14 protein-coding genes are annotated in these 14,009 nt (G+C 67.8%); 7 read left to right on the top strand and 7 right to left on the bottom strand.

Annotated elements, in window-relative coordinates:
• The 6 genes from IT182_19680 to IT182_19655 all read right to left on the bottom strand — a co-directional run.
• A partial coding sequence (locus tag IT182_19680) for an alcohol dehydrogenase catalytic domain-containing protein (GenBank protein MCC6165571.1) occupies window positions 1–98 on the bottom strand: 98 nt, incomplete at its 3' end.
• A gap of 291 nt (window positions 99–389) precedes the next feature.
• On the bottom strand, window positions 390–1,505 hold the full coding sequence (locus IT182_19675; protein MCC6165570.1) for an aldo/keto reductase: 1,116 nt from the start codon (window positions 1,503–1,505) through the stop codon (window positions 390–392).
• Between the two features lie 114 nt (window positions 1,506–1,619).
• Entirely contained in the window at window positions 1,620–1,778 is a 159-nt protein-coding gene (locus IT182_19670; GenBank protein ID MCC6165569.1) for a hypothetical protein, read from the bottom strand.
• A 120-nt stretch (window positions 1,779–1,898) separates the two neighbouring features.
• The gene (locus IT182_19665; protein ID MCC6165568.1) at window positions 1,899–2,795 is read right to left on the bottom strand and encodes a LysR family transcriptional regulator; all 897 of its coding nucleotides are present in this window, start codon (window positions 2,793–2,795) and stop codon (window positions 1,899–1,901) included.
• A gap of 52 nt (window positions 2,796–2,847) precedes the next feature.
• Window positions 2,848–3,603 (bottom strand): response regulator transcription factor, encoded by a 756-nt coding sequence (locus tag IT182_19660; GenBank protein MCC6165567.1) that lies wholly within the window; start codon window positions 3,601–3,603, stop codon window positions 2,848–2,850.
• Complete coding sequence (locus IT182_19655) at window positions 3,596–4,741, bottom strand: histidine kinase (GenBank protein ID MCC6165566.1); 1,146 nt, start codon at window positions 4,739–4,741, stop codon at window positions 3,596–3,598. The genes IT182_19660 and IT182_19655 overlap by 8 nt, the downstream gene beginning before the upstream one ends.
• Before the next feature lie 227 nt (window positions 4,742–4,968).
• Between IT182_19655 and IT182_19650 the strand changes: the two genes are divergently transcribed.
• The 6 genes from IT182_19650 to IT182_19625 all read left to right on the top strand — a co-directional run bounded on the left by IT182_19650 (window position 4,969) and on the right by IT182_19625 (window position 10,662).
• Window positions 4,969–5,964 (top strand): hypothetical protein, encoded by a 996-nt coding sequence (locus IT182_19650; GenBank protein MCC6165565.1) that lies wholly within the window; start codon window positions 4,969–4,971, stop codon window positions 5,962–5,964.
• An 8-nt stretch (window positions 5,965–5,972) separates the two neighbouring features.
• Window positions 5,973–7,508, top strand: a complete 1,536-nt coding sequence (locus tag IT182_19645) for a PQQ-dependent sugar dehydrogenase (protein ID MCC6165564.1) — start codon at window positions 5,973–5,975, stop codon at window positions 7,506–7,508.
• A gap of 20 nt (window positions 7,509–7,528) precedes the next feature.
• Complete coding sequence (locus IT182_19640; GenBank protein MCC6165563.1) at window positions 7,529–8,368, top strand: ATP/GTP-binding protein; 840 nt, start codon at window positions 7,529–7,531, stop codon at window positions 8,366–8,368.
• Between the two features lie 11 nt (window positions 8,369–8,379).
• Window positions 8,380–9,486 (top strand): metallophosphoesterase, encoded by a 1,107-nt coding sequence (locus IT182_19635; protein ID MCC6165562.1) that lies wholly within the window; start codon window positions 8,380–8,382, stop codon window positions 9,484–9,486.
• Window positions 9,487–9,625: 139 nt separating this feature from the next.
• A complete protein-coding gene (locus IT182_19630; GenBank protein MCC6165561.1) occupies window positions 9,626–9,982 on the top strand; it encodes a hypothetical protein in 357 nt (118 codons plus the stop codon).
• Window positions 9,910–10,662 carry an NAD(P)H-dependent oxidoreductase gene (locus IT182_19625; protein MCC6165560.1) on the top strand — a complete coding sequence of 251 codons (753 nt, stop codon included), beginning with the start codon at window positions 9,910–9,912 and terminating at the stop codon, window positions 10,660–10,662. Before IT182_19630 ends, IT182_19625 begins: the two co-directional genes overlap by 73 nt.
• 126 nt (window positions 10,663–10,788) lie before the next feature.
• On the opposite strand, the gene IT182_19620 is transcribed toward IT182_19625, so the two are convergent.
• Window positions 10,789–12,549 carry a c-type cytochrome gene (locus IT182_19620; GenBank protein MCC6165559.1) on the bottom strand — a complete coding sequence of 587 codons (1,761 nt, stop codon included), beginning with the start codon at window positions 12,547–12,549 and terminating at the stop codon, window positions 10,789–10,791.
• Between the two features lie 364 nt (window positions 12,550–12,913).
• On the opposite strand from IT182_19620, the gene IT182_19615 reads away from it, so the two are divergent.
• Complete coding sequence (locus tag IT182_19615; GenBank protein ID MCC6165558.1) at window positions 12,914–13,984, top strand: carbon-nitrogen hydrolase family protein; 1,071 nt, start codon at window positions 12,914–12,916, stop codon at window positions 13,982–13,984.
• The last annotated feature ends 25 nt before the right edge of the window (window positions 13,985–14,009 follow it).

Raw genomic sequence — 14,009 nt, 5'->3', positions numbered from 1 at the left:
TCACCACGCGCGGTATGCACATCCGAGTGGCAGATGCCGGCATAGAGGATGTCCAGCAGCACATCGTGGGCACCCAGCGCGCGGCGCTGGATGGTCATCGACGCGAACTTGCCCGCGGTCTCGGTGACGCCCCAGGCGCGGGTTGGATACGGCCCGGCGGCGACCGCGTTGTCGGCCGACTGCGCCTGCGCGGTTGCGCTTCCGAACAGCAGTGATGCGCCGGCGGCCGTGCCGAGTCCGGCGGCAATGAATCTCCGGCGACTACTCTCGAGAGGATCTCGATCTTCGTTCAGAACGATGGCTGTATCACTCATCCTGGTCCTTCCCTGTGCTTCGATGCGTTCACTCCATCGCATCCAGTGCGGCGAGCGCCGTGGCGGCCGGATAGGTCAGAGGTCGCGCCCGGCTGATTCCGGCGCACGAACACCCTGCAACGCGATCGCTGAAAGGTCAGTCCGAATCTGCTGCAACTCCTCCGGTGTGAAGCGCAGGGTGCTGCTCCGGATGTTCTCGTCGAGGTGGTGCAGTTGCGTGGTCCCCGGGATGGGAACAATCCACGGCTTCTGGGCGAGCAGCCACCCCATCGCGAACTGCACCGGCGTGGCGCTCTTGCGCCGGGCCCACTCGCGGGCCAGGGCGACCACCGCCATGTTGGCCCTGAGCGCGTCGGGGGCGAAGTAGGGCACGCTGGCTCGCCGGTCGGCCTGGTCGAATCGGCTGTACTCGTTGAAACGGCCTGTCAGCAGGGCCCTGCCCGTCGGTCCCCAGGGGACGAACGCGATGCCGAGTTCCTCACACGTGGCCAGGATGTCGGTCTCGGCGACGCGTTCGAGCAGCGAATACTCCGTCTGGAGCGCGGCGACCGGTTGCACGGCGTGCGCACGGCGGATGGTCGCGGGAGCCGCTTCCGACAAGCCGAAGTGTCGAATCTTCCCCGCCTGGATGAGTTCCTTCGCGGTGCCCGCGACATCCTCGATCGGGACGGCCGGGTCGACGCGGTGGAGGTAGTAGAGGTCGATGACGTCGACCCGGAGCCGCTTGAGCGATCCGTCGAGCGCGCGCCTGATGTGCTCGGGCCGGCTGTTGCGCCCCGTCGTCCTGTTGCCGTCGAAGGCAAACCCGAACTTGGACGCGATCGTCACGTTGCCCCTGAACGGCGCCAACGCCTCACCGACGATGTCCTCGCTGCTGAACGGACCGTACACTTCCGCCGTGTCGAAGAAGGTCACCCCGCGCTCGACGGCCGTGCGGATGAGCGCCACCATCTCCTGACGCGGCGGGGCGGGGTTGTAGAAACCCGCCACCATGCTCATGCAACCGAGACCGACGGGCGATACCTCGAGCGACCCGATCCTGCGCGATGCAGGTGACCCGGCGGCCTGTACACCGTTGGACGCCGCGGCGGGCGATCCAGCGTGCGCACCTCCGACACCGACCGCAGACGATGCGGCAGTCAGCGCCAATCCGAGGCTGAGAAAACTCCGTCGATCACGTTCTCCGGTCATTGCGATGCTCCCTTCGTGTGGCGCGCGAGCCAGGGCAGGCTCAGGTCGGCGGATACGACACCTCGGCAAGCCCGCGGGATTCGTTCATGTGGGCGATGAAGGCCTTTGCAGTCCTCATACGTGGTCCTGCCAGGAGACAGCCGCCGGATCCTGACCCGCGATGGGCGTCCCCGACAGCATCCACAACACCACCACCAGCGCGAGCCACGCGGCCGTTCGCGTTGCGGATGCCCTGTCACGCTCGGTACGTCGTCTCGTGGCCTCCACGATCACGGTTCAAGCCTAGGTCACTCGATTCATCGTGTGTAGACGGAGAATGCGACATGCCCTCTTGAGCGGAATTCAGCAATGATGCGCGACGCCGCCAGCGGCCCTGTCACGCGTCCGCCCGTCCTAGGTCGGAGGTGTCCGCAAGGCGTTGATCAGTGCTGTCAACGGCGCGGGCTGGTGCTTGCGGCTCGGGTAGTAGAGAAAGTAGCCCGGGAACGGCGGGCACCAGTCTTCGAGCACCCTGACAAGCGCACCTGACTGAAGGTGTGGCGCGGCCTGCGACTCCAGTGTCCACGCGAGGCCGACGCCATCCAGGGCCGCCCTGATGAGCATTTCGACATCGTCGACGACCAGTGGCCCATCGACGCCAACCGCGAGCGACTTGCGTCCCTTCTCGAACTCCCAACGGTAGACGCCCGACGCACCGTGACGGAAGTTGATGCAATGATGGGCGGTCAGGTCGCGCGGGCTCGTCGGTTTCGGGCGGGAGGCGAAGTATTCGGGCGAGGCGACCACCGCTCCCCGCTGCTGGGGCGAGACGCGCACCGCAACCATGTCCTTCGCGACGAACTCGCCCAGCTGAATGCCCGCGTCGTAGCGCGAGCCCACGAGATCGACGCGGCTTTCTTCCGTGGTCGTCACGTCGATCACGACACCGGGGTGGCTGCGCGCGAAGGCAGCGAGGCGCGGGGTGAGGACCATGCGTGCCGCGAGCCGGGACGCAATCAGGCGCACCCTGCCTCGGGGGTCACCGCCGAGGCCCGCGACCTCTTCCCACGCGCCTCGCACGTCGGCCAGCGCGGGCGCGAGCCTGCTCATGAGCCTCTCGCCGGCGTCGGTGGGACTGACGCTTCGCGTCGTTCGGGCGAGCAGTCTGACGCCGAGTCGCTCCTCGAGCTTCTGTACCGCGTGGCTCAGGGCGGACGGAGAGACGCCGAGCTGAGCCGCCGCCTTCGTGAAGCTGCGCTCCTCGGCAACGGTGAGAAAGGCGGCGAGCGCGCTCAGGTCATCGCGCGCCATTCGTGAATCATATTCAACACGTCGTCAGGCTGATACGGACAAGTGACGCCACTCATCGCGACTTCAGCAGGTGGCGAACCGTATCCGCGTACTGGCGTCCCGTGCGAACGGTGACGCCGCTCCTCAGCTGCAACTCGTACGCGCCGCCAAGCAACGTGTTCGCGCCGAGCACACGCTCGACGTTGACGATGTGGCCGCGATGAACCCGCACGAACCGCCGCGGATCGAGCTGCCGTTCGAGCGCCGCCAGGTTCTGGTTGAAGGTGAAGTCACGCCCGCGGCAATGCAGGATGGTGTCGTTGTTGGCCGACTCGATCCAGTCGATCGCGTCGACGGGGACGAAATCGAAGTGCTCGCCGTTCCGGACGACGAGACGCTGGAGCCACGGCTGGCTCTGCACGTCGAGCAGGCCTTGCAGTTGCTGCACGATGTCTGCGGGTCGCGCCAGACGCGTCCGTACGCGCTCGATGCTGTCGCACAGGCGCCTGGTGTCGAACGGCTTGAGCAGGTAGTCGACCGCGTGCACGTCGAACGCCCTGACCGCGTACTGGTCGTAGGCCGTGACGAAGATCACGGTCGGCATGCGCTCGGCCCCCACCTGCCGCACCACGTCGAACCCGGTTCCGTCGGGCAGTTGCACGTCCAGCAGCACGAGGTCGACCGTGTCCGATGTGATGGCGACGACCGCATCAGCCACGCACTCGCACTCACCGACGACGACCACGCCAGGCAGGCCGGCGACCGCATTCCGGATGCCGACACGGATGAGCGGCTCGTCCTCGACGATGAGCAGGCGGAGGTCAGGCACTGGTGGTCAGCGGCACGGCGCGGGCATGGTCTGTCGACGGCCGGAGCGGCAACGTGATTCGCACCTCGACGCCACCGCCCGGCGCGGAACGAATGGCGAAGGAGTGCGCGTCCGGATAGAGGCGGGCGATCCTCTCACGCGTCGCGCCGAGTCCCACCCCGAGCGTCAGTTCCGCGGGATCCGCACACGGAAGTCCGACGCCGTTGTCGGCAACCGACAGCAGCAGGTCGTCGCCCGCTCGCCGCGCCACGATCGTGATCTCTCCGCGCGTACGCACGCGACGGAGCCCGTGGACGACGGCGTTCTCGATCAACGGCTGGAGCACGAAGCACGGCACGAGCATCGACCTGACGTCAGCGGCCACGTCGAACGTCACGCGAAGGCGATCGCCGAATCGCAACTGCTCGAGCGCGACGTAGGCGCGCGCCAGTTCGGTCTCGTCGTGCACGGTGACCTCCGGCGTCGCATCGCCGCGCAACGCGGCGTGGAGCAGGTCGCCGAGGCGCGTCAGCATCTCGCTGGCCGTTTCGGGATCCTGACTGGTCAGCACCGAGATGTTCTGCAGGCTGTTGAACAGGAAATGCGGGTTGAGCTTGGCCCGCAGCACCTCCAACTGTGCCTGGTTCAAGCCGGACTCGAGATGGGCCTTGTCGAGTGCGAGTCTGGCCGCGCGGCGCTCATGCGCCCGCAGTTGGTGCCGCGTGCGAATGAAGTACGCCACGGCCACGCTGCACCAGAAGCAGGGCATGGCGGCCGGCACATGGCTGAACCACATCCAGGGGTATCGCAAGAACCCGCCCGGCCACCCCATGGCCACGGCCACAAGCCCCGCCGCCCCCAGCATCAGCGGCGACGCCAGCATGGAGACGACAACGCTGGCACCCACCAGGCGCGCCAGATTGCTCACCCAGGCGCCGCTTCCGAGCGGGAACCGCCGCTCGAGCGTGAACGCCAAGGGCGACAGCACGGCCCACGGCACGAAACACGCGATCCAGAGCAGCGTCATCGGCAGTGCGAACGGCTCGGGTCTGGCCGGCTGCAGCACGTACCGCGCCGACGTCAGCACGCCGATGGTCAGCCATGCCGCGAGCAGAAGCCAGAAGCCCGGATAGCGCAGCGGCTCGTCCTGAGTCGCCATGTGGTCGTCAACGCACCGCACGGGCCGAGTCTACGACGGCTCTCCCCCAACACCTGCGGCTTCTGGCGAACCGTCGTGCTGGCCGTGTGAACGGTACGTCTGCACGGCCAGACGCACGGTTCACACGCGCCCGTCCACCGCTCACCAGAAGTCGGATGACGCCGCGCACACCCACAGGGATGATGACCATCGGCGCGCCGTGGAGCGTCGCCGGGAGTCTCGCTACCATGCACATGCACCGTTGGATCACGCTATCGGGCCTCGCGGCCTTCGTCACCATGGCCTGCACCGCCCCTGGGATCGCTCAGTCACGCACCGAGATCACGATCAACGACACCGACGTCTCGCCCGAGAACCTCACGTCGACGGCGGACGGCACCGTGTACTTCGGCAGCAGGGCCAAGGGCACGATCTACCGTGCGCGCCCCGGCGCGGCGCAGGCCGAACCCTGGATCCTCGCGTCGAGTCACGACCTCACGAACGTGCTCGGCGTGCTCGCCGACGAACGGAGCGGCACGCTGTGGGTCTGCTCCAATGCCCAGGGGCGGCCCGGTGGGCCAACGACCGGCGAGACGACCGTTCGTGCGTTCGACCTGAAGACCGGCGCCCAGAAGGCGCGCTATCCAGTGCCGGGCGGTGGGCTGTGCAACGACATCGCCGTTGCCTCAGACGGTACGACGTACGTGACCGAGAGCTTCGGCGGACGCATCCTCCGGCTGAAGCCGGGCGCCGACTCGCTGGACGTGTGGCTGGCCGATCCGCAGGAACTCGCCATCGTCGATGGCGTGAGCCTCCTCGCGGATGGTGCGCTCTACGTCAATACGTATTTCACCGGGCGTCTGTACCGCATTCCGGTGCAGCCCGACGGCAGTGCGGGCGCACCGCAGCAGTTGCAGACGACCATCCCCATGGAGCGGCCCGACGGCTTGCGCGCAGTCGGCCCCAACGTCCTGCTACAGGCTGAAGGCGGCGGACGGCTGACGCAGATCACGATCGAGGGCACGCGCGCCGACGTCCGCGTCGTGAAAGACGGGCTGACCGGCGCCACGGGCGTGACGCTGGTGGGTGAACAGGCGTTCGTGCTGGTCGAGCATCTGAAGGCCGTCGCCGTGCCCTACCGTGCAGCAGCGCCTGTCGCGGACGCGTCTGCCCCTCCGCGCGTCGACGTCGTGCCAGCGACACGGGTGTCGCTGGCACGGGATGTCGTGGACCCACGACTGTAGAGCCACCCATGCGACTGCATCCAACCTGCCTGCTCGCTCCACTGGGTCTGCTGGCCCTCTCCCTCTCGCTGGGCGCCCAGATGCCGGCGGCACCCACCACGTCGGCGCCAGGCGTCGCCCTGCCGCCAGGCGACGGTCGCGACGCGCTGATCAGCGGCTGCAACCGGTGCCACCTGGTCACGACCGTGCTTGGCCGGCAGCGGACCCGCGACGAGTGGAGCGCCGTGGTCGCCGACATGCGTGCACGTGGCGCCGTGGTCGCCGATGGTGACGTGCCCGGCATCGTCACATACCTCAGCACGCATTTCGCGCCTGGGAGCCCGGCGCCCGCTGCCGGACAGGGCCCGCGCGGCGGGGTCTTCGTGCTGACCGGGCGCGTGCCGGACGCGCCTCCGGTCGTCGGACAGCCCCTCGAGACGCGCGGTCCGAACGGTGCGGGCCAGACGCCGGCATTTCCTGGACAGACCCGTGCCCTGGCCGTCCGCACGACGACGCCGGTCACGACGACCGTCGTGACCGAGCGGCTGCAGCACCCCTGGTCGCTGGCCTTCCTTCCCGATGGCCGGATGCTCGTGACCGAGAAGCCGGGCACCATGCGGATCGTGACGTCATCGGGTGCCGTGAGCGACGCCATAGGCGGCGTGCCGAAGGTCGCGTACGGAGGGGACGGCGGCCTGCTCGATGTCGTGCTCGATCCCGTGTTCCGGTCCAATCGCCAGATCTTCTTCACGTTCGTCGAGTCTCGCGGCGGCGGCAGCGGCCTGGCCGTCGCCCGCGCACGACTGCGCGACGATGACGCCGCGCTCGAAGACGTGACGGTGCTGCTCAGGGTGGACCCGGCGCGCCCGATGCCGGCGCACTTCGGCTCGCGGCTCCTCTTCGACCGCGAAGGCAAGCTGCTCGTGACCGTTGGCGAGCGCTTCGAGCCCGCGCTGCGCGTCAAGGCGCAGGATCTCGATTCTCGCCTCGGCAAGGTGCTGCGGATCAACCCGGACGGAACCCCGGCCCCGGGCAATCCGCTCGTCGGCACGACCGGCGCCCTGCCCGAGATCTGGTCCTACGGCCACCGCAACTCGCAGGGCCTGGCGTGGCATCCGGACACCGGAGCGCTCTGGTCCATCGAGCATGGCCAGGCCGGGGGCGACGAGATCAACATCATCAAGCGCGGGATGAACTACGGCTGGCCCCTGGTTGCCTATGGCACGGAGTACGACCTGCGACCCATCAACGGCGGCCGCACCTCGGCGCCGGGCATGGAACAGCCGGCGTACTACTGGGACCCGGCCATCGGCCCGACCGGCATGGCCTTCTACAACGGCGACCTCATCCCGGAGTGGAAGGGGAACCTGTTCGTGGCATCGCACAACGGGCAGCACATCGCACGGCTCGTGCTCGACGGCGAGCGCGTCACCGGCGAAGAGCGCCTGCTGATGGACCAGCGCCAGATGATGCGCTGGGTGGGTCAGGGCCCGGATGGCGCGCTGTGGGTCCTCACTGACAACGCGGGGGGCCGTGTGATCCGGCTCGCACCGGCAGGACGCTGACACCGTTCAAGGAGATCGTCATGAGAATCGTGATTCCAGCCCTGGCCCTGGCGCTGGCACTGCCGCTGAGCGCGCATGCGCAGACGTCGACACAGCACTCGCTCGAAAAGCTCTGGGAAACCGACGCGGTGCTCAAGTTTCCTGAGGAGGTCGTCATCGAGCCTGGCGGCCAGTTCATGTACGTGTCCAACACGGACGGCGCCCCGCTCGAGAAGGACGGCCGTGGTTCGATCGGCAAGATCGGGATGGACGGGAAGGTCATCGAGGTGGAATGGGTGACCGGTCTCGACGCGCCGAAGGGCATGCGCCAGCAGGGCGACCTGCTCTACCTGGCAGACCTCGCCCAGGTCGTGGTGGTCGACACGACGAAGGCCACCATCGTGCGGCGCATTCCCGTGCCTGGCGCCACGCTACTGCACAACATCGTCATCGCGTCCGATGGCCTGCTGTACGTCAGCGACATGTTCACCGGGAAGATTCATGCGATTCGCGGCGACCAGGTGAGCACGTATGTCGAGCAGCTCAGCGCGCCCTCGGGGCTCGTGCTCTCGGGGACGGATCTCTACGTCTACACCGGCGAAGGCCTCGTGAAGATCGACGCCCAGAAGAACAGGACCGTCGTGGCGACGGGCATGGACCGGCGCGCCAACGGGCTCCAGATGGTCGACGGGAAGGAGTTCCTCGCCACCAACTGGGGAGGCTTCGTGTACTACATCAGCGCTGACGGCTCCCACCAGGTGCTGCTCGACACGACGGCGGATCGCGTGCCCGGCGGCATCAACCTGTACGACCCGAAGACCCGGACGATGTACATGACGACCGACCAGCACAACACGGTCGTGGCGTACCGGGTGCGTTAACCGGCCACGCGATGCGTTCGCTGTTCCTGCTGGCCTTTCCGCTGCTGTTCCTGGGGCTGCCATTCGCGTCGGCGTGGTACGTCGCCGGTCGTCTGCGTCGTGCTTTCGGGTGGCGCGCGCGATGGCGTGCCCGCCTGGCGGTCACCGTCGTGTTGGTCGGTGCGATGGTGGCCACCTTTGGTGGTGCGGTGCCGGCGGCCCGCGCGGTCGGGATCGCGTACGTCGCGGGCGGCCTTGTGTTCCTGACGTACATCTACCTGCTGCTGACGCTGCTGGCTGTGCACCTGGTCACTGCCGTTCGTTCGCTGCCGCCCCGTGTGGTGCGGTCGGCGATCGTGCTGCTGCCGGCAATCGCGACAGTGGCAGGCGTCGGTGGCGCCAGCCGGTTCGCGGTACGCGAGACCGTAATCCCCGTTCGCGGGCTGGCTCATGACGTGGTCGTGATGCACGTGTCGGACGTCCACCTGGGCCATCATCGTGGCCGCGAGTACCTCGTGCGCGTGGTCGAGACCATCAACGCGCACCATCCGGACGTCGTCGTCATCACCGGCGACCTCGTCGACTCGAAGGCGGCGCTGGCGCCGGGCGTGCTTGATCCGCTTGCCGCGCTCGCGGCGCCTGCGTACCTGGTCGAGGGCAATCACGAGAAGTACGTCGGCTCGCCACGTGCGCTCGACGCCATCGCGCGGCAGGGCGTGCGCGTGCTGCGCAACGAGGCGGTCATGATTCACGGACTCCGCATCGTGGGCCTGAACTACATGAACGCAGACGAGCACAGCGCCGACCTGCATCCGTCCGATGACGAGCGGACCATCAAGTCGGTGATGGCCACGTTTCCCGTGGACGACAGCCTCCCGACCGTCGCGCTCCACCACAGCCCGATCGGGATTCCGTATCTGGCCGCCGCCGGCGTCGACCTGTTGCTCTCGGGACACACTCATGGAGGACAGGTGTTCCCGGGCACGCTGCTGGCCGCGTGGATCTATCGCTACAACGCAGGCCTCTACGAAGAGGGTAGTCTCCGGATCTTCGTGTCGCGCGGCGTCGGCACCTACATGGTTGCCGCCCGGCTCGGCACCGCGAACGAACTCGATCTGCTCCGGCTGAAAGGACATTGATCATCAGGTGCATTGCTGAACGCGGCTCACATCCCCATGCGGACGTGACGGTCTACCCAGAGGGAGGCCGGACGGCTACGCTGGACGTCATGACGTGCACACGCCAACACGGCAGACTGAAGCCATCACCGGAGCGCACATGAAACGCCAGGCACTCATCGTCATGGCGGCGACGCTGCTGGCGTCGGCGTCGATGGAGGCACAGATGTTGGACATCACACGGGGCGGTTCCCGTCGCGTCGAGGCCGGATCGGCGGACACGTTCACGGGGTCCGTGCGCGTCGAGATGCTGTTCACGGCCGTCGATCCGTCACACGCCAGCGGGGGCAACGTCACCTTCGAACCAGGGGCCCGGACCGCGTGGCACACCCATCCGCGTGGTCAGGTGCTCATCGTCACCGCCGGCGTCGCCAGGGTCCAGCGATGGGCCCGGCCTCGCACGTCGCTCGACGGAGCCGGCGGATCCGGCCCCGGCCGGCGGCGCCAGGACACGTGAGAGCCGCCGTGCGATTCACTGTCGGATCGTTGCTCATCGCGACGGCGCTGTGTGGGCTCCCCGACCCCTCGGGCGCGCAGGAGTCACCCGCCGATGCCCGCCCGCTCTTCGCCGGCCGGAACGTGCTGGTCGTGTATCTGTCCAGGACCAACAACACGAAGGCGGTGGCCGAACTCATCCACCAACGCGTCGGCGGCACGATCGCGGCGGTGGAGCCGGCAACGCCGTATCCGAGCGACTACGAGGCCACGGTGCAACAGGTGACGCGTGAGAACGACACCGGCCATCTGCCACCCCTGAAGGCGAGCGTCGAGCGCATCGAGCAGTACGACGTGGTGTTTCTCGGGTTCCCGACATGGGGGATGCAGTTGCCGCCACCGATGAAGAGTTTTCTCCGCACGCACGATCTGCGGGGGAAGACGGTCGTCCCGTTCAACACGCACGCGGGATACGGCGTCGGACGCAGCCTGCAGACGGTCCGCGACCTCTGTGCCGGCTGCACGGTCCTGGAAGCCTTCAGCACCCGCGGCGGAGTGGAACGAGACGGTCGGTATCTGGTGATCCAGGGAGCACGCGCGACGGACGTACGGGAAGAGCTCGCACGCTGGTTGCAGACGATCGACGCGACGTCTGTTGCGACGGCACGTTCGCGGCGTCGCCGACCTCGCACGAGCCACTGACGGCGGCGCTCCGGGCCATCACCGTCGACGATCGGGCGTCACGACCAGGCAGATGGAAGCGGCAGACGATCGCGCGGGTCGGCCACAGCCGACCCGGACAGCGTGCTGGAGGTGTGAGGCGCGCCTCTACCTGGCAGGACGCTGCGCGCCCGATCTGGCACGTACCTCCGCGACGTCGGCGGCTTCGACGGGGCGTGCCAGGTTCCCGAAGCTTCGCCTGATGTAGGTGAGGAGGTGCGCGACGTCGTCGTCACTCAGGAACGCATGGGGCGGCATGACACCGTTGTACGCGACGCCGGCCACCGTGGTCGGCCCCTGCAAGCCGTGGAGCACGACGTCGATGAGTGCGCCCTTGTCGCCGCGCACCCGGCTCGTGTGCGCCAGCGGCGGGTATCGTGCGCCATCCCCCTTGCCATTCGGCTGGTGGCAACTGCTGCAGTAGGTGGCGTAGAGCTTGCCGCCTGCGTCGAGTTGCTCACGTCCCAACACGTCGGCTGTTTCGTCGGGTGTCCTCACGTGGGGCAGGTCCATGTGCGTGGCCATGCGCGCCAGGTGCGCGGGCCCGAACGACGTCCGATCGCCGGTGAACATCACGCGCCAGATGCGGCCCTTGACGCTGTCGCTGACATAGAGAGAGCCGTCAGGCCCCTGCGCCAGTCCCACCGGGCGCATCACCGCGTCGCTCGTGTTCGGGATGGGCGTCACGCCGGAGAACCCGTCGGCGAAGACTTCCCAGGGACCGGACGGCATGCCATCGGCAAACGGCACGAAGGCCACGAAGTAGCCGGCCTGGGAGTATGGCGTGCGATTGGTCGATCCATGGAACGCGATGAAGGCGCCCTGCCGGTAGCGCTCCGGAAACTGATCGCCGGTGTAGAACACCAGATCGTTGGGTGCGAAGTGTCCGGGAAAGGCGAGAATCGGCGGGGTCAACGAACGACCGTTGCCCTCCGCGTGGCCATCGCCGCCGTACTCTGGATTGAGCAGCTTCCGGCCCTGCACCTGGTCGTAGTAGTAGTACGGCCACCCGCCGTCGAAGCCCTCGGTGACCTTGAAGAACTCCTCGGCCGGCAGCAGCGCGCTGGCCCAGCGGGAGTAGCGGTCCGGCCAGGATTGGTAGAGCAGGCCGCGGCCGTGCTGCACGGCATATAACGCGCCGACCGCGTCGTTCCACGCCATGGCGACGGCGCTGCGAACGCCCGTTGCATACCGGCGGCCATCACGCTCGGTCTGCCCGATCTTGTGCGCGTCGAACTGCCAGATGCCGCCATGCCATTCGAGTTCGGGACATGGATCGAGACCGGGCGCGCCAGGCCGGCGATTGAACTCCTGGCAGACATCGCCGGGCGCGCCAAAGGGCACGTACAGATGTCCGGCGTTGTCGAAGGCCACCGGCATCGCGACGTGCTCGTACGGCTTGACGCGTGTCGTGTCGTGCTTCAGGACCAGTTCGACCGGGCTGTCGGGGACGAGTTGCCCCGGCGTGAGGCGTTGCCGGAACACCTCGGAGGCCGTGGTGAAGTACAGATGGCCCTCATGGATGCGCATCGCGGTGCCGTAGTCCCCGACGTCCTCGTAGGCACCGAACACCTCCATCTGCTCGGCGCGTCCGTCGCCGTCGGCGTCACGCAGCGCCACCAGGCCCTTGGGCTGTGGCACGCGCAGTTTCACGTAGATGTCGCCCGCATCGCTCACGGCGAGGTGTCGCGCGCGACCCACGCCCTCGTGCACGACGACGGCCTCGAAGCCGTCCGGCAGGGCGAGTCCGCCGTTGTCGGGACTGCCCGGTGGCAGGGCCGGCTGGCGACGGCAGCCGCCGGCCAGCAGCATCATGACCAGCCCGGCACAGATGGAGAGGCGTGAACGCGTCAGCTCGAGGTTTCGCATGGGGGTAGCAGGCTCGCCAGTTGTCGCGCGGCAGCACGACGTCATCCGATTCATCGCCACGGCGGCGGCGACCTCAGTCCTCGTCGCCGGCCGGCCGAACGCTTCGAAACTACGAAGCACGGCCGGACCCCTCGCGAGCGTGTTCAACACCGGACCGTTACGCGCAGCCGTGGTCATGTCAGTGGACGGCACGGTGTTCATCTTGCGAACACATGGGCCATTGACAGTCACTCAACAGGCGCGGAGTATTCCACAGCAGATTCAAGGTTCGCAACATCAAGAGGTTCATGGGGTCACGCGCTCATCTCACCGCGTTCACCAAGTGAACGAGGTGAAGATCCGTCGGCTCTGAGGGAGTGACGCGATGCGTTCACGGGTGATGACGATGGCGGGGGTGGTACTGCTCGCTGGTCTGCCGCTGGCGTCGGCCCAGCATCGCGGGCCGGCGACGCCGCCCCGGAGCGCTGACGCGCCGCGGAAGGTCGTGGTGGCCACGGTGATGAAGCACTTCACCGGGGTGTTGGACGCCCGGCTGTCGCAGGCCGAAGAGGTCATCGCCGCTGCCGCGGATCGGGCCCGGCACGGCCACGGTGGCAGGCTCGACCTCGTCGTGCTGCCCGAACACGCGATTCAGACCGACAAGCGGGGCCGCGACGCGACGGCGGCCGACAAGGCCGTCGCCCTCGAGGGCGTGGTGCTGACCCGGATGGCCGCGATGGCGCGCGCGCACCGGACGTATCTCGTCGTGCCGCTGATTCGCGCGGTCGACGGCCACTACACCAACAGCGCCGCCGTCCTCGATCGCGCGGGCGCGCTCGTCGGCGTGTACGACAAGGTACATCCGGTCGGCCGACTGGGGAGCGACCAGCTCGAGAACGGCATCACGCCCGGCCGGACCTTTCCGGTGTTCACGGCGGACTTCGGCAAGGTTGCCGTCCAGATCTGCTGGGACATGAGTTATGACGACGGGTTCGCAGCGGTGGCAGCGGGTGGGGCAGAGATCGTCGTCATCCCGAGCGCCAGTCCGCAGACGATCCGCCCCGCGGGATTCGCCGAGCGATATCGCTACTGGGTGGTGACCGCGACGCCGCGCGACAACGCGACCATCTTCAATCCCGCCGGGCAGGTGGCGGCGCAGACGACGGCGGACCCCGTGCTCGTGCAGGAGATCGATCTGGCGTATGCGGTGCTGCATTGGCAGGACCGGCTCGACAACGGCCGCCTGCTGACGCGGATCTATGGCGACAAGGTCGGGTACCAGTACAGCGTGCGCGAGGACACCGGCGTCTTCTGGTCCAACGACCCGGCCATGCCGATCGGCGTGATGTTGAAGACGCAGCAGTTGCGCGAGATGGATGCCCACGTCGAATCGGATCGCGTGCTGCGGGCACGCGTCGGGACGCCTGCACCGACCCGTCCGCTGCCAGTCCCGTGACCGGTGTGATTGTTCGAGGAGTGAT

This window comes from Acidobacteriota bacterium (assembly GCA_020845575.1).
In the GTDB taxonomy this organism is placed as follows: Bacteria; Acidobacteriota; Vicinamibacteria; order Vicinamibacterales; family Vicinamibacteraceae; genus Luteitalea.
Note: the sequence above shows the minus strand (reverse complement) of the source record. Positions and strands in the feature narration are given on the sequence as shown.

What these genes read in the sequence shown, in the direction of transcription:
- IT182_19675 (MCC6165570.1), bottom strand. Translation starts at nt 1,505, where the DNA reads ATGACCGGAGAACGTGATCGACGGAGTTTTCTCAGCCTCGGATTGGCG.
- IT182_19640 (MCC6165563.1), top strand. Translation starts at nt 7,529, where the DNA reads ATGAGAATCGTGATTCCAGCCCTGGCCCTGGCGCTGGCACTGCCGCTG.
- IT182_19650 (MCC6165565.1), top strand. Translation starts at nt 4,969, where the DNA reads ATGCACATGCACCGTTGGATCACGCTATCGGGCCTCGCGGCCTTCGTC.
- IT182_19655 (MCC6165566.1), bottom strand. Translation starts at nt 4,741, where the DNA reads ATGGCGACTCAGGACGAGCCGCTGCGCTATCCGGGCTTCTGGCTTCTG.
- IT182_19625 (MCC6165560.1), top strand. Translation starts at nt 9,910, where the DNA reads ATGGGCCCGGCCTCGCACGTCGCTCGACGGAGCCGGCGGATCCGGCCC.
- IT182_19645 (MCC6165564.1), top strand. Translation starts at nt 5,973, where the DNA reads ATGCGACTGCATCCAACCTGCCTGCTCGCTCCACTGGGTCTGCTGGCC.
- IT182_19665 (MCC6165568.1), bottom strand. Translation starts at nt 2,795, where the DNA reads ATGGCGCGCGATGACCTGAGCGCGCTCGCCGCCTTTCTCACCGTTGCC.
- IT182_19615 (MCC6165558.1), top strand. Translation starts at nt 12,914, where the DNA reads ATGCGTTCACGGGTGATGACGATGGCGGGGGTGGTACTGCTCGCTGGT.
- IT182_19630 (MCC6165561.1), top strand. Translation starts at nt 9,626, where the DNA reads ATGAAACGCCAGGCACTCATCGTCATGGCGGCGACGCTGCTGGCGTCG.
- IT182_19635 (MCC6165562.1), top strand. Translation starts at nt 8,380, where the DNA reads ATGCGTTCGCTGTTCCTGCTGGCCTTTCCGCTGCTGTTCCTGGGGCTG.
- IT182_19620 (MCC6165559.1), bottom strand. Translation starts at nt 12,549, where the DNA reads ATGCGAAACCTCGAGCTGACGCGTTCACGCCTCTCCATCTGTGCCGGG.